The sequence below is a fragment of the Pseudomonas sp. BS3782 TE3695 genome (assembly GCF_050435305.1).
Taxonomy (GTDB): Bacteria; Pseudomonadota; Gammaproteobacteria; order Pseudomonadales; family Pseudomonadaceae; genus Aquipseudomonas.
The window spans coordinates 4,555,653-4,571,133 of the sequence record NZ_JBNDKB010000001.1; the positions used below are offsets into that span (position 1 = coordinate 4,555,653).

The window sequence follows — 15,481 nt, forward strand, 5'->3', positions numbered from 1 at the left end:
ATGCATTCGCCGCCGCTGCTCGCCCTGGCGCTGCTGTCTGCCTCCGCGCTCGGCTATGAGGTGCTGCTGCTGCGGCTGCTTTCGATCATTCAGTGGCACCATTTCGCCTACATGATGATCAGCGTCGCGCTGCTCGGCTACGGCGCCGCCGGCACCGCCGTGGCGCTGGCGCGGCCTGTCCTGGCGCCGCGCTTCCATGGCGTGTTCATCGGCGGCGCGGTGCTGTTCGGGCTGAGCGCCATTGCCTGCTTCGGCCTGGCCCAGCAGGTTCCATTCAATCCCCTTGAGATCCTCTGGGACGCGCGGCAGTCGGCGCGCCTGCTGATGATCTACCTGCTGCTGTTCGTGCCGTTCTTCTGCGCGGCGGTGTGCATCTGCCTGACCTTCACCTGCTTTCAGGAACAGATTCATCGGATCTACGCCTTTGATATTCTCGGCGCCGGCGTAGGCAGCCTGGCAATCGTCGCCGCGCTGTTCGCCCTGACGCCCGTCGATGCGCTGCGGCTGCTGGGCGGTACCGGCATCGCCGCCGGGGCGCTGGCCAGCATGGCTTGCACGGGGCATAGGCACTGGCTCGCGCCGTTGCTGCTGGCGGCGGCAGTCGTTGTGCCTGCCGGCGTGCCCGAGCGCTGGATCGCCCTGTCGCCCTCCGAGTACAAGGAACTGAGCCAGACGCTGCGTATTAAGGATGCGTACGCAATCGCCCAGACCTGGAGTCCGCTGGGCCTGCTCACGGTCGTCGACAGCCCGACCATTCCCCTGCGCCACGCGCCGGGTCTGAGCCTCAACGCGACGCAGGAACCGCCCGCCCAACTGGCCATCTTTACCGACGGCGATGGTCTTTCCGTGCTGAACCGCTATGACGGGCGCCGTGAACCGCTCGCCTACCTGGGCTACCTGACCTCGGCTCTGCCCTATCACCTGCTGCGGCAACCCCGCGTGCTGGTGCTGGGCAGCGGCGCCGGTGCCGATGTGCTGCAGGCGATCTACCACGGCGCCAGCGCGGTGGATGCCATCGAACTGAACCCGCAGGTGATCGATCTGGTCCAGCGCCGCTTCGCCGACTTCTCCGGCAAGCCGTACAGCGCGCCCAACGTCCGCGTGCTGATCGGCGAGGCGCGCGGCCTGGTGGCTTCACGTGTCGAGCCTTACGACCTGATCCAGATCGCCCTGCTCGACTCCTTCGGCACCGCCTCGGGCGGCCTGCATGCGCTGTCCGAGAACTACCTGTACACGGTGGACGCCTTCGCCGAGTACCTGCGCCATCTCGCGCCCGGTGGCCTGTTGGCCATCACCCGCTGGGTCACCCTGCCGCCCCGCGATGTTCCCAGGCTGCTGGCCACCGCGGCCGCAGCTATCGAGCGCGATGGGCAGGCCAGCGCGGCGCGGCGCATCGTCATGATCCGCGGCTGGAAGACCGCGACGCTGTTGGTCAGCAACAGGGATTTCAACGAGGCTGGCATCGCCGTGCTGCGGGAGTTCTGCCGAGCGCGCTCCTTCGACCTGGCCTACTACCCCGGGATGACCGTGGCCGAGGCGAACCGCTACAACCTGCTCGACCGGCCCTGGTTCTTCGAAGCGGCGCAGGCCCTGCTGTCCGGCGAGCGCGCGGAGTTCCTGGCACGCTACAAGTTCGACGTGCGTCCGACCACGGATGACCGGCCGTATTTCTTCCATTTCTTCAAGTGGCGCTCTCTGCAGGAATTGCTGGCGCTGAAGGAACAGGGCGGCCTGTCAATGCTGGAGTGGGGCTATCCGGTGCTGATCGCCACGCTGCTGCAGTCCAGCGTGGCCGCCGTGCTGCTGATCCTGGCGCCGCTATGGGTGGCGCGGCGGCGCTCTCAGAATGCGGCTTTGGCCAGGTTCGAACTTAGGGTCGTGTCCTACTTCGCCGCCATTGGCTTCGCCTTCATGTTCGTGGAAATCGCCTTCATCCAGAAATTCACCCTTTTCCTCAGCCACCCGTTGTATTCGGTGGCGGTAACGCTCAGCGCGTTCCTGATCTTCGCTGGCCTCGGCAGCCGTTACTCTGGCCGCCGGCGGCGGGACATCGGAACGGGTGTAGCGCCCCGTCATCCGCTCACGTGGCCAGTCTTGGCGATCTGCGTGATCGCCCTGCTCTACCTGATCGCCCTGCCCCCGTTGTTCCAGCTGCTGGCGCCGGTGCAAACCCTCGCCAGATTCGGCACCTGCGCCGCGCTGATAGCGCCGCTGGCGTTCGCCATGGGCATGCCGTTTCCGCTCGGACTCGAGCGCATCTCCGCGCGCGCCGAAGCCCTGGTGCCGATCGCCTGGGGCGTCAACGCCAGCGTATCGGTGGTGGGGGCCGTGCTGGCGACCCTGCTGGCGATCCACCTGGGCTTCACCGTGGTGTTGCTGCTGGCGTTGCTGCTGTACCTCGCAGCGGCGGTCACATTTCCCTGATCGCGGCGGTTCGCAGCGAAACGTCAACAGACCCTGGTGAGACGAATGACCTATTGGAACCTCGCTTGCCGCAGTTCACACGTCTCACCGTGTCGAGACGCGAGAGTGACTTTCTCAGCAACTGGGCCAGGTCGACCTGCGACAGCGAGTCGAAACCCAGGCCCCAATGTTTCTCGAATCGGGCCGCCTGACGGCCCGAAGCTGCCGCGCAATCAGGATTGCGCGGGAGGAAGCGAACGCCAGTGGAGTATTTGCTGCTGGATGTTCCAATAGATGATGTGTTCGTACAGCGTTTTGATGAAGGCCGGGTCAAACCCGGCGTCAGCGGCCCACGCGAGGCGTTGCTCTAGCATCGCGGCAACCCGTTCCGGGGCCGGAATAGCCTGCTCATTGGCCTTGAATTGCGTGGCAGCCTTGACGTAGCCCAGGCGTTTTTCGAGTGCCTCGAAGATTTGCCGGTCATGGTGGTCAATACCTGCCCGGATATCGTCAAGGCTGGTGCAGGTATCAGGGCTTTTCAGTGGCAACATTGTGGGTGTCTCAAATCTGCAGAGATGGAAATCGTCGGGAAGTGTTCATATGACATCGAAGCGCGAATCAGGCATGCGGACGTGCGTCTGCAGCCGAATGCCGGCGGTAGGGTCATCGCTGTCGTCGCGTTTTGCATGCCAGACTTCCGGCTGTTCGGCAATGATCTCGTCGATCAGTGCGTCAACCATGCGGGTATCCCGATGATGGGGCGTGGTGATCAGGTGTGCGCTATCACCGGATGTCGCCAGGCTGTATTTCTTCGCAATACGCGCAGAGGGGCACGGGAACACTACGGTGATCGAGTTCTCATTGCACCAGGCCGCAATGCCTGCGGCCTGCATCCGGTCGACGGCATGCCGGGCGATCGCCAGACTGTGCTGGACGCGCCGGCGCCATTGCGCCGGCGAGTAACTGCGTAGCGCCGCCCACATCATCATCGGCGTATGGCCATTGCGTGAACCGCTGATGGTCTTGTCGCTGGCGCTGATGTAATCGACGTCGACGGAGATGCGCTCGACGTTGTCGCGCTTGGCCACGACAATCCCGCAGGGGATCGGCGAGCCGATCATCTTGTGGCCGGAGACACAGATCGAGTCGATGCCATCGGCAAAGGTAAACGGCTGCGGCTGATCGACAAAAGGCAGGATCATCCCACTCAGTGCCGCATCGGCGTGCAGGTAGTAATCCTTGCGGGCGATGCCCGCCAATTGCAGGCGGTGCTGGATGACTGCAATGTTGTCGACCGCACCGCGCATGGTCGTGCCGATGTTGACGAAGATGATCGGGTGGCGTTCGTTGTCAGCAGCGATCTTCGCCAGGAGGTCGTCGTAGTCAATCTCGCCATTGGGCAGCGATTCGACCGCGCGGCATTTGATCCTCAGCAGCTTGACGATTTTTGCCACCGAATAATGGGTGTCCTTGGAGTAATAGAAGGTGCCGTCGGGAAACAGCTCCCGGCCCAGGTAACAACCGAACATGTTGCCTTCGGTGCCGCCGTTGGTGACGTAGCCCCAGCTGTCCCCCAGGCGAATGTCGAACAGTTCGGAGAAGTACGCCATCACCTCTTTCTCGAAGTCGAAGGTGTTCAGCACATAATTGCTGGGGGCCGCCCAATCCCCGCAGTTGTTGATGGAAAAGCGCAGAAAGCGATGCAGCGCCGAGTAATCGAAGTCGGCGTTCTCCGGGTAGCCTATGTTGAAAAACTGATGTTCCAGGCAATGCTGCCAAAATTCATCCAGCCGGGTTTTATCGGCGAAAGACAAAGTCATATTCAACTCCTTTTAAACTGACCTAAAAGGCCGCCCCTAGCCGGTGCGGCCCATTGCTGGCTGTCAGGCGGCCTTCTGGCGCGCCTCCACCAGCGACCACCAACCCGCCAGGGTGGGGGCGCTGGCCAACTCTTCAAAGCTCACCGCAATGCCACGCTCCTTGAGCTCGGTCGCCAGCTTCATGACTTGCAGAGAATCCAGGCCGTAGAAGATCAGGTTTTCCTCTGGATCAAGCTCATTGCCATCCTCGAGCAATTGCACCAGCCGCGACTGCAGCCACTGGCGAGTGGTATCCACCGCCAACAGGTGACGCAGCTGTTTTTTGTCGATCTTGCCCACGGCAGTGAGCGGCATGACCTCGATCATGCGGATGCGATCCGGCAACTTGTATTCGGCGATGCCCAGATCCAGCAAGTGACGCCTGAGCGCCGGTGCCTTGAGGTTGGGGTTGCGCGTAACGACAAATGCGCAGCTCTTCTCACCCAGTTTTTCATCGGGCATTGCCACCAGCCCGGCATGGGTGACCTGCGGATGCAGCACCAGCAGGTTCTCGATCTCTTCCGAAGCAACCTTCTCGCCACCGCGGTTGATCTGGTCCTTGATCCGCCCGACTACTCGCAGGTCGCCGGTAGCAGTCATCTGCACCAGATCGCCGGAGTAATAGAAACCGTCCTGATCAAACGCCTTGGCGTTCTGCTCCGGGCTCTTGTAGTAACCGCAAAAGGTGTAAGGGCCGCGGGTGGCGAGCATGCCGGTTTCGCCAAGTGCGACGGGCATGCCCTCCTCGTCCACGATCTTGATTTCGTCTGCCGCGCTGATCGGGCGTCCCTGGGTGGTGAAGATCTGTTCATCACTATCGTCCAGGCGGGTGTAGTTGATCAGCCCCTCGGCCATGCCGAACACCTGCTGCAATTTGCAACCGAGCACCTCGGGTACCTGGCGCGCCAGAGAGTCGGCGAACACTGCGCCGCCGACCTGCAGGTACTCCAGCGATTGCAGCTGCTCACGGTGCTGCGGTGCTGCCTGCAGCCAGAGCGCGACAGCGCTGGGGACCAGGGCCACGGTATTGATTTCGTGCCGATGGATCAGCTCGAAACAAGTCAAAGGCTCCGGGTTCGCGGCCATGACCACGCAGCCTCCGGCATGCATGACGCCCAGGGCGCCTGGGGAGCTGAGCAGGAAATTGTGCGCCGCGGGTACCGCGCAGAGGAAACGGCTACGGGTCGTCAGTGCACAGACGTCGGCGCAGGCGCGGGCGTTGTAGTAGTAATCGTTGTGCGTGCGCGGGATGAGCTTTGGGGTACCGGTGCTGCCGCCCGACAACTGGAACAACGCCACTTCATCCGCTGCCGTGGGTGCGTAGTGCACCGGGCGGTCGCTGGGGCTGTCGAGCCACTGCGCAAGGCTTCGCTCAGCCTCGGGCTCGCCCAGGAACAAAGTGACCTGCGGCTGGGCGCCGGCTTGCTCAAAGAGCGCAACGTAGCTGTCGTCGCGAAACACTTCATGATCGCGGGAGGCAATCAACAGTTTCGGCAGGATCTGGCTGGCGTACGAGGTCAGCTCCAGCTTGCGGTGGCTGTACAACGCCATGAGCGGCGCAACGCCGGCTTTGAGCAGGGCAAACAGCGTCATATAGAATTCGGCAACGTTTGGCAGTTGCACCAGCGCCGTATCGCCTTGGCCAAGCCCTCGCGCCGCCAGGCGCGAAGCCAGGTTGGAAGACAGTCGATCAAGTTCGGCGTAAGTGAAACTCCGCTCTCCACCGATTACCGCCAGCGCATTCGGCTGGGCTTGGCAACGCTGCTGAAGAATCTGCGTAAGTGGCTGGTCGATCCAGTAGCCATGATCGCGATAGCGCTGCGCTCTGTCCTGGGGCCAGTGATTGAATTCAAGAGTCATAAGGTTTCACACTTCAGAAGTTTCGGTTCAGTGGGGCAATCCGCAAGCACGCAGCATGGTGCGTAGCTTGGTCTGGACTTCCGCCCATTCCATTTCAGGCTGCGAGGCTTCGACGATGCCTGCGCCGGCAAACAGCCGGACACGATTGCGTCTGATCGTGCCGCAGCGAATGGTCACGACCCATTCCCCGTTACCCTGTGCATCGCACCATCCCACCATGCCGGTGAAAAGCCCGCGCTCGGCCGCTTCGACGAAGCGGATCAAACGCCGCGCGCGCTCGGTAGGGAAACCGCATACGGCCGGTGTAGGGTGCAGCCGGCAGGCGAGCTGCAAGGCTGTCACGCCCGGGTCGATCAGGTTGCCCTCTATGCGTGTAGACAGATGCCACAGCGTCGGCGTACTGATCAGGGAGGGACGCTCGGGCACTTCAAGGCGGGTGCACCATTCGCCCACCCGGGAGGCGATATCGCTGGTAACGAATTGATGCTCGTAGTGATCTTTTTCCGAGGCCGCCAACCATGCGGCATTACGGCGGTCAGCCTCGGCATCGGCCATGCGCTTGGCCGAACCGGCCAGCGGATTGGAAATGAAGCTCGGCCCTTCCTTGCGCACAAGCAGCTCCGGGCTGACGCCCAGCAGTACCCCGCCATCGCCCATCGGCACGCGGAAATGGTAGCCGCTTGGGTTCTGCGCACGCAGGTTGCGCTCGACAACCTCAGCATCGACGTCCTGTGCAAACACCAGCTCACGTTGAGTGGAAAGCACCGCCTTGCGCACATCGCTGTGGCGGAAATTGACGATGGCATGCTCCACCGAGCGCTTGAAGGCGTGTTCGCCGGGTATGTCGTATTGTTCGAGCAGCTCGGGCAATGCGGCGCTCGCGCCCTCTGCTTCCGCTACTGCATTGCGTGTACGCCATTCGGCGTGTTCGGGGATATAGAGGCAAGAAGCCTCGGCGGGGTCGAACGGAACGGCGCCGACCATGATCGGGTTCGCCTGGCCTGCTTGGCGGGCACGTTCGAAAGCCCGCGCGACCGCCTTCTGAAACACACTTTCTGGGTCATCCCCACCAACGGCAGGGGCTTCAACCCGCTGCATCGCACCACTGACCACCAATTCCCGATCACCTGAAGTGAATGAGAAACTCGTTTCCTGTTGTGCCTTGTCGATGTCACCCGCCCTGAGGACGTTTGTTCTCATCTTGCATCAGCCTCCATGCTAGCTGGTTAAAATTTTTCTTGAATCTTAATCATTCTCGTTCCTAATAATAGAGGACGCCATTTCTTATGGCTTGTCAATGACGTGATATGAGTGATCCATGAGAGAGTTAACTTCGATGCAAGCCGCCTGTTGGATCGGGCGCACTGCTCATGCGGCGCTAGGGAAAGTTTCAGCTCATCTGTACGCTGAGTTCGACGGCCATGCCATTGAGCTGCAAAGGTTGCGCAGCGCCTTGGCCCAAGTCGCTTCGATGCACCCCATGCTGCGCTTGCGAATCAGCGAGGACGGCCGACAAAGCGTCGCCTCGGTCGACCAGGCACCGCAGCTCGAGGTCGATGACCTGCGCTCGATGACCGCGCAGGAGGCAACGCAGCACCTGCTGCGCAAACGTGAACAGTGGAGCCATCAACAGCTGGACCTGCGGCACGGCAATCCTGCGCGTTTCAGTATCAGCCTGCTCGCCGACCAGCAGTTCCGTCTGCACGTAGATACCGACATGATCGGCGTCGATCCCTCGAGTTTCCGCACATTAATGGAAGACCTGGCCGACAGGTATGAAAACCACGAGCAGCCAGCGGGAGCCCGGCCGACCTTCTTCGACTGGTGGGACCGTGCGGGAACGGATGCCCAGCTCAAGGCCGCCCATGACCGCGATCGCCACTGGTGGCGCGAGCGCCTGGGCAACATCGCACCGGCGCCGAGCCTGCCGTTGCTCGACCAGCAACCAGCACATGCCCGCAGCGAACGCCTGAGTACCTGGCTTGACCCGCAGCAACGCCAGGCGCTGACGCAGCTGGCACGGCAGCGCAGGATCACCCTGTCGAACCTGATGCTCGGGTTGTTTGCGGCCGTGCTCGGCGCGCACACCGGCGACCCTCGGTTTCGCCTCAACGTACCGACGTTCTGGCGCCCCCCTCTGCTGGACGGCGTCGACCAGGTCATTGGCGATTTCGTCAATGTGCTGATCCTCGACGTGGAGAACCGGACCGACACCAGTCCGGCAGCGCTGAGCACTCAGCTGGCACAAAAAATGGTGAGCCTGCTCGAGCATTGCGCCTACTCCGGCGTGAACGTCATGCGCGACCTTTCTCGCCATCATGGCTCACCACAGTTGGCTCCCGTGGTATTTACCGCCGCCCTGGATATGCCCGGTGGCGAGCTGCTTTCCGAACGCGTGCGACGTAGCTTTGGGCCAATGAACTGGCTGATCTCGCAAGGCCCGCAGGTCGCGCTCGACGCACAATTTGCCTGCGCCGACGGCGGCATCCTGATCAATTGGGATATCCGCCTGGACGCCCTGCCGCAGACTTGGGTAACGCGGCTGTTCGAGGCATTCCTGTCGTTGGTGACCGACGTCGCCAAGCACCCCGCTACCTTCGACCAGCCATTGCCCCGCAAGGTATCGACGCAGCCACTGAATGCATTGCAACAAGCCTACCTCCTGGGGCGCAGCACACAGATGCCGCTCGGCGGCGTGGCCATGCAAGAGTTTCGCGAATACCGCGGCGAAATGGCGCTAGACCTGCTGCGCAGCCGCCTGGCTGAAATGGTCCGGCGCCATCCCGGCCTGCGCACGCGTATCGACCCGAACAAGCGGGTGCAGTACGTCAGCGAAGACGTGCAGTTGAATCTGGATGAAGTCGACCTTCGCTACCTTTCGATCGAAGACGCGATGGCCGACATCGTTGCCCGGAGGGACGACTTTGCGCATGCCATCTTCGATCTGGACCGTGCGCCGTGGAACATCACCGTATTCAAGCTGGCCCAGGGGCAGTTGGTGGTATTCGCCCGCATGGATGCGTTGATTCTGGATGGGCGCTCGATCGCCACGTTGATGCTGGAATTGTTCGAAGGCTTAACGCCGCAAGAGCCTTCGGGCGAAACAACAGCCGCACAGGCGAATGTGGGCGAGCAGCGAAAAGTGGACGCCGCCTACTGGGCAACCAAACTGGCACCCGTTGCAGGCGCCCCACGCCTGCCCTGGCTCGTGGCCCTGGACCAGGTTGGCGCTTCGCGCTACGCACGAGAAAGCCTGCTTGTACCCAAGGAAAGCTTTGCAAAACTGTGCAAGGTCGGCGCCCGCCAAGGGCTGTTCAAGAACTCCGCGCTGATGGCGGTCGTGCTCGAAGTGCTTTCGCACTGGGTCAACGAAGGCGACTTGTGCGTGGCAATTCCCGTTGCGCCACTGTCGGATGCAGCATTCGCCAACCGCTCAAGCTTTATTGCGATCAACTGGACAGCGGACGACGAGCGTTTCGTCGAGCGTGCGACCCGCTTGCAGGTGGACGTGATGGAGGGCCTGCAGCACCTGGCGTTTTCCGGTGTGGACTTGGCGCGCCTGCTGTTCGACAGGTGCGGTCCGGGCCCGGTATTACCTGTGGTCATCACCAATGGCCTGTCCTGGCCCTCGGCCCCCGCCGGCAGCGCCATGCGCCTGCACGACGGGCTGACCCAGACGCCTCAGGTAGCCATGGACATCCGCTTTTGCGCCAATGCCGATGGGGCGTTGCTGCTCGACATCGACTATGCCCGCGAGATGCTCGCGCAACCGCTGGTCACTGACATCCTGCATACGCTACGGCGCGCCATCGAACGGATCGCTAGCAGTAGCGATTTCGCGGTGGAAGCAGCGTCGATCATCGACACCAGCCATTACCGTTTGAACAGCCCGCCTGACGAGGCTTACGGTGATGGGTTCCTCGGTCAGATAGCGCGCAATCTGTTTACGCCAGGCAATCGCAAAATCGCCCTGGTCTACGCAGACCGACAACTGAGCTATAACGAACTCGGTGACGGCGTGGCCCGGATCATGGCCGCACTGCAAGCCCGCGGGCTGCGCAAGGGGCAGGTGGTCGCCATCTGCCTGCCGCGTAGCTTCGAACACACTCAATTGACGCTGGCCTGCGCACTGGCGGGGCTGATCTGGGTACCGATCGATGCTGCCGCGCCGGAAGAAAGAAGGCGCTACCTGCTCGACAATTGCCAGCCCGATCTGGTGGTGCTGAACGATGCCCAAGCTGTCGGGCACCCGACAGCCACCAGCAGCGAGCTGCTTGCAACGCCTGCGGCACTGCCCGATACGCTGGCCGACCTGTCAATGAACGATGCCCCGGGATACTACCTGTACACCTCCGGCACGACAGGCCAACCGAAGTGCGTCGTACTGAACAATCGCGCCACCAGCAACGTGATCGGCAGCACTCTGGCCAACTGGGCCGTGACCGCCAGCGACATATTCATGTCGGTGACACCGTTGCACCATGACATGTCGGTTTTCGATGTGTTCGGCTGCCTCACCGCTGGCGCCACACTGGTGCTGCCTGGCCCGGGCGAGGACAAGGACGCGGTGCGCTGGAACCAGCTGATCGTCCAGCATCGGGTCAGCTTGTGGTGCTCCGTGCCGGCCATGCTGGAAATGCTCCTCGCCTGCCGCGCGGGCAACGCATTGCAGAGCTTGCGCTTGATTGCCCAAGGAGGGGACTACATCAAACCGACGGTGATTGCCGAATTGCGCGACCTGTTGCCTGGCGCGCGGTTGATCTCGTTGGGTGGCCCGACCGAAACCACTATCTGGAGCATCTGGCACGAAATCGGCGAGGAAGATCGTGGGCAGATCCCCTATGGCCGACCGCTGCCTGGTAACAGCTATTACGTCCTGGATAACCAGGGCCGTCATTGCCCAGCGGGCGTGGTTGGGCGCATTCACACCGCCGGCATCAATCTGGCCCTGGGCTACTTGCAAGGTAGCGAGCGAATCCAAACCGACTTCATCACCGTCAACGACCTGCAAGGTTTGCCGGTACGCGCTTTCCGAACCGGCGACTGCGGGCGTTATCGCACCGATGGCACCTTGCTCTTCGACAGCCGGGTCAATGGCTACGTGAAAGTACGTGGGGTCCGGGTTTCGCTGCCGGATATCGAGATGGCATTGAGCACGCATCGCTCGCTCCGACAGGTGCTGGTGGTTGATTTCGGTGACCCGCGTCAAGGCGAGGTAAGCCTTGGTGCGCTCTACGTCAGCGACCCGGCCGGCGCAGCACCGAGCGCAGCCGAACTGCGCAACTACGCTCGCTTGCACCTTGCGCAATCGCATGTACCCACGCGCTTCATCAGCGTTGCCGAGCTGCCGCTTTCGCAAAATGGCAAGGTCGACCGACAGCGGGCACGGGCGCTGCTCTGCACTCAGCCAGCGGGCGACGCCCCTGCCCTGCCAACGGCGCGCGACAAGGTGCTGGACATTTACCTGACGGTGCTGGGGCGGACCGATAACGGTGCCCCAGCGGACTTCATTAGCCTGGGTCTGCGCCCACAGCATTTGAAGGCCATATCGGCGCGGATGCAGGAGCAGTTCGCCGTGACGCTATCGCCTGGACAGCTGTTGCGTTGCCGCAACTCCGAAGAGGTGGCGCAACTGCTTACGGCAGCAGGCGCTTGAGCCGATTGTTTTTTGCCATGAACCGAGCGGGCGTCGACGTGACGCCCGCTTTCTGACAGCAGGATGTAGGGAGAAGTACTGGATGAAGGATGCACCCATTGTAGATATCGCCGGTGTCGGCGTTGGCCCGTTCAACCTGGGCCTTGCCGCACTGCTCGCCACCCATTCCGAGGTGAGCGGCATCTTTCTTGAACGCAAGACCGAGTTTCGTTGGCACGAAGGGCTGCTATTGCCAGGCACTACCTTGCAGGTACCGTTCCTGGCCGACCTGGTGACCATGGCCGACCCCACTCACCCACTGAGCTACCTGAATTACCTGCACCAACACGATCGCCTCTACCAGTTTTATTACTACGACAACTTCCAGGTGCCGCGCCGGGAATACGACCACTATTGCCGATGGGCGTCTCAGCAGCTGGCTGCCTGCCACTTCGGCGAGGAAGTCTGCGATGTGCACTATGACGCCGATGCCGGCCGCTTCCTGATCGAAAGCCAGTCTGTGTCCGGCTTCAAACGGCATTACTACAGCCGGCATCTGTCGGTGGGCATCGGTACCTCGCCGATCCTGCCACATTGGGCACAAGTGAAGAGCTCGGCCCCCATCATGCATTCGGCGGAGTTCGGCAAGCGCCAGGCGCAACTGGCGCAGTGCCAACAAGTGACGGTCATCGGTTCCGGGCAAAGCGCTGCCGAGTGTGTGCTGGCGCTGTTCAACGAGCTGACCCCGGAACGGGTCGCGGCCGGCGCTTCCATCCGCTGGATCACCCGTGCTCCCGGGTTCCATCCGATGGAGTATTCCAAGCTCGGCCAGGAGTGCTTTACCCCGTCCTACATGGAGTATTTCCACAGCATCCCCCGCGAGCGCCGCCGCGATATCGTCGCTGGGCAAGGGTTGCTGTACAAGGGCATCAGCTTCTCGACCATCGGCGACCTCTACGACCTGATCTACGAGCGCTCGATCGGCGGCGCAAACCCCGGGCTGACGCTCCTGTCCAATTGCGAGGTCGAGCGGGTCGAAACTAACGCCGGCAAGCTGAAAGTGATGTATCGCCATCGCGAACTGGGCCAGACCAGCAGCTTCGAGGCGGATGCGCTTGTTGCAGCGACTGGGTATGGGCATGCCTGGCCACAATGGTTCGAGCGCCTCAAGGGCAGCGTGCTGGCGACCGACGAGCACGGCGACTGCATCGTCGAGGAAGACTTCACCGCACGCCGCTGCGACAACGGTCAAGGGCGTATCTTCGTGCAGAACGCGGAGATCTTCCAGCATGGGGTTGGCTCGCCCGACCTGGGCATTGCCGCCATTCGCAACGCGACGATAATCAACCAACTGCTGGGCCGATCGCACTACCGCCTGCCCAAGCGCTCGGCATTCCAGCGTTACGGAATGCACGAGGAATAAGCCCTTCTCCCACCCAAAAAAATCCGGGGCGCCTGGCGCCCCGGAAACTATCGTGCAGCGGCTAACCCGATCACGTTTCAGGCCCGCACATGCTCAACCTTCACCGCAGCACCTTCCGGGCTCACGAACAGTGCGAACACCTGCTCGATGGCAGCGCTGACGCGTGCCATCTGCTCGGCGCTGTAACGGTCCGAGCGGTAAGTCACCACCAGCCGCAATGAGCGCTGGCCATCGAGCATGTTTTCCATGATCTCGAACTGGATACCGAACATCGACTGGTTCTTGTCCGGGTCAATGTGCCGATAACGGATCGACCCCGAGTCAGGTGTCGGTAATGCGCCGTTGAGCGCGTTGTTGGCGTGGATCTGGACGTAGACATCGAACAACAGGCCGTCCGCGGGCGTCATGCCCAAGGCTTGCTGGATGTGCTCCATGGGCACATCGGCATAGGCCATCGATTCATTGATCAGGCGGCTGGTGTTTTCGATCATTGCGCCAACGGTCTGCCGGGAATCGAATTGCACACGGTGCGCCACCATCGTGGTGAAGTAGCCGACCGTTTCATAATACGCAGGGTCGGTACGCCCGGAAGCAGACGTGCCGATGACCAGGTCCTGCAATCCCCCGACTTTGTGCAAGGCCAACGCAATCGCGCTGTACACCACACCGAACAGCGACGAATTGTTTTGCCGGGCGAAACTGTACAGGTGGTCGATCAGGGCTTGGTCCGGCTTGATCTCGAACCACTCGGCCCTGGTTGAAACCTCGCCCACCGCTTCGCGGCAGTCGCCATCGACAGCCGGCAGGGCCAGCCCGGGCGTGGCAGGGCGAAGCATGTCGGTCCAGTAGGCCAGATGCTGCTGATTGATTCCCCTGGCCTGCTCGTGCACCGAATATTCGTGGAACGAAGGTGCCGGAGCTTCCCATACAGGCGCCTTGCCGACAGCACGGGCCAGGTAGGCCTTGCCCAACTCTTCCATCATCACGTTGAGGGACCATTCATCGATCGCCATGTGGTGCACCAGCAGTGACAAGGTCTGCCGCTGACTCCGCGGATCGCGCAAGAACCGCACGCGCATAGGCAGTTCACGGGACAGGTCGAATTGGTAGCTCGCTTCGCTGGCCAGTGAGGCCTCTTCACTCTCATCGCTGGACCAGAACCACTTGAAGCGGCCCAACTGGCCAGGCGCAATCCTTTGCTGATAAGCCTCGCCCGCCTCGAAATGGAAGGTGGTCCGCAGGCTGGCATGGCGCTCGATCAAGTCGGTAAAAGCGTGCTCGAACAAGCGCTCATCGACTTCGTCGAGGAAGTCCAGGGCAAACGGCAGGTTGAAAATGGTACCGAATTCAAAGGCGGCATAGGCGCGGCCGAGCGAAGCCTGGGCCAGGGCGAACGGCGCTTTCTGCACCTCTTGAGTCTGCTCGGACAAGGCGCATGCACCCGCCGTCCCAAGGACCTGAGCCCGCGAAGCCAGGGCCGCAGCCGAGGGTGCGCTGAAAAAGTCGTTGAACTGCACTTCAATGCCGTGACTGCTCAACAGCTTGCCAATGATGCGGGTGGCCAGCAGCGAATGGCCGCCAAAATCGAAGAAGTCGTCATTCTGCGACATGGTCGGCTCGCCCAGGGCACCGCGAAACTCATCGAGGATAACCGTGACCACCTCTGCGCGGTCATTGCCGGCATCAGCGGACCGGGCCACAGCCATCGTGTCCGAGGCGCCGGCGCCGGATGTGCCGTGACGCTGCAGCCAAGGTAAATGCGCAGCCCCAACGGAGCGCCCGGCGTAAGCATCCAGGGTCATTCGGTACAGGTCATCTTCGCGGCAGGTCTGGTCGAGCACTTGATGCAGTACAAAGGCCAGGATTACATCGGATTTTATCTGCACGATCAGTGCAGCCAAAGGCGGCTGGTTTTCAGCGTCCCACGGCTGGGCCTGGTGCGCCAACAACAGTTCTTGTGCCTGACTATCGTCATCAGCCTGCAACACCGCAACGCAAGCCCCCCAGTCGTCTTCACGCACCTTGAGCAGCTCGCCTTCGTCGTTGAATCGATAGCGGACGTTGAGCTCCGGTATGCGGGTAATGACTGCCTCGAGCGCCGCCTCGAGCCTGGCCGGATTCACCTCATCGGTGAACCGCCATGCGCTAAAGTGCTTGAGGGCTTGTTCAGGGTATTGCTGCTGCAAGAGCCACGCATGCTCTTCAAAATCGCTGACAGATAGCTGAGTCGCTGTATCTGGATTGCGTTCCATCATGGAATTTCCCGCCTTAACGAACAAAAAACAGTAGGTGGTAGACACG

The 15,481-nt window shown here is 61.9% G+C and carries 8 protein-coding genes; 3 read left to right on the forward strand and 5 right to left on the reverse strand.

Going from position 1 to position 15,481, the window contains the following annotated elements:
- On the forward strand, window positions 1-2,424 hold the full coding sequence (locus ABH909_RS20455; RefSeq protein WP_429436411.1) for a spermidine synthase: 2,424 nt from the start codon (window positions 1-3) through the stop codon (window positions 2,422-2,424).
- A gap of 212 nt (window positions 2,425-2,636) precedes the next feature.
- On the opposite strand, the gene ABH909_RS20460 is transcribed toward ABH909_RS20455, so the two are convergent.
- The 4 genes from ABH909_RS20460 to ABH909_RS20475 form a co-directional block, all read right to left on the reverse strand.
- Complete coding sequence (locus ABH909_RS20460; RefSeq protein ID WP_429436413.1) at window positions 2,637-2,954, reverse strand: isochorismate lyase; 318 nt, start codon at window positions 2,952-2,954, stop codon at window positions 2,637-2,639.
- A gap of 45 nt (window positions 2,955-2,999) precedes the next feature.
- On the reverse strand, window positions 3,000-4,223 hold the full coding sequence (locus tag ABH909_RS20465; RefSeq protein WP_429436416.1) for a histidine decarboxylase: 1,224 nt from the start codon (window positions 4,221-4,223) through the stop codon (window positions 3,000-3,002).
- 63 nt (window positions 4,224-4,286) lie between these two features.
- The gene (locus ABH909_RS20470; RefSeq protein ID WP_429436418.1) at window positions 4,287-6,122 is read right to left on the reverse strand and encodes a (2,3-dihydroxybenzoyl)adenylate synthase; all 1,836 of its coding nucleotides are present in this window, start codon (window positions 6,120-6,122) and stop codon (window positions 4,287-4,289) included.
- Between the two features lie 27 nt (window positions 6,123-6,149).
- On the reverse strand, window positions 6,150-7,322 hold the full coding sequence (locus tag ABH909_RS20475) for an isochorismate synthase (protein ID WP_429436421.1): 1,173 nt from the start codon (window positions 7,320-7,322) through the stop codon (window positions 6,150-6,152).
- A 118-nt stretch (window positions 7,323-7,440) separates the two neighbouring features.
- On the opposite strand from ABH909_RS20475, the gene ABH909_RS20480 reads away from it, so the two are divergent.
- Both ABH909_RS20480 and basC read left to right on the forward strand, forming a co-directional pair.
- Entirely contained in the window at window positions 7,441-11,778 is a 4,338-nt protein-coding gene (locus ABH909_RS20480) for an amino acid adenylation domain-containing protein (RefSeq protein ID WP_429436424.1), read from the forward strand.
- Between the two features lie 82 nt (window positions 11,779-11,860).
- The gene (basC, locus tag ABH909_RS20485; RefSeq protein WP_429436426.1) at window positions 11,861-13,180 is read left to right on the forward strand and encodes a putative histamine N-monooxygenase; all 1,320 of its coding nucleotides are present in this window, start codon (window positions 11,861-11,863) and stop codon (window positions 13,178-13,180) included.
- 77 nt (window positions 13,181-13,257) lie between these two features.
- Here basC and ABH909_RS20490 read toward each other — a convergent pair whose 3' ends face one another.
- On the reverse strand, window positions 13,258-15,435 hold the full coding sequence (locus ABH909_RS20490) for a condensation domain-containing protein (RefSeq protein WP_429436429.1): 2,178 nt from the start codon (window positions 15,433-15,435) through the stop codon (window positions 13,258-13,260).
- Between the last annotated feature and the right edge of the window lie 46 nt (window positions 15,436-15,481).

Bases quoted from the DNA above. Each gene is read 5' to 3' on its own strand.
- ABH909_RS20455 (WP_429436411.1), top strand. From the start codon at position 1: ATGCATTCGCCGCCGCTGCTCGCCCTGGCGCTGCTGTCTGCCTCCGCG.
- ABH909_RS20460 (WP_429436413.1), bottom strand. From the start codon at position 2,954: ATGTTGCCACTGAAAAGCCCTGATACCTGCACCAGCCTTGACGATATC.
- ABH909_RS20465 (WP_429436416.1), bottom strand. From the start codon at position 4,223: ATGACTTTGTCTTTCGCCGATAAAACCCGGCTGGATGAATTTTGGCAG.
- ABH909_RS20470 (WP_429436418.1), bottom strand. From the start codon at position 6,122: ATGACTCTTGAATTCAATCACTGGCCCCAGGACAGAGCGCAGCGCTAT.
- ABH909_RS20475 (WP_429436421.1), bottom strand. From the start codon at position 7,322: ATGAGAACAAACGTCCTCAGGGCGGGTGACATCGACAAGGCACAACAG.
- ABH909_RS20480 (WP_429436424.1), top strand. From the start codon at position 7,441: ATGAGAGAGTTAACTTCGATGCAAGCCGCCTGTTGGATCGGGCGCACT.
- basC (WP_429436426.1), top strand. From the start codon at position 11,861: ATGAAGGATGCACCCATTGTAGATATCGCCGGTGTCGGCGTTGGCCCG.
- ABH909_RS20490 (WP_429436429.1), bottom strand. From the start codon at position 15,435: ATGATGGAACGCAATCCAGATACAGCGACTCAGCTATCTGTCAGCGAT.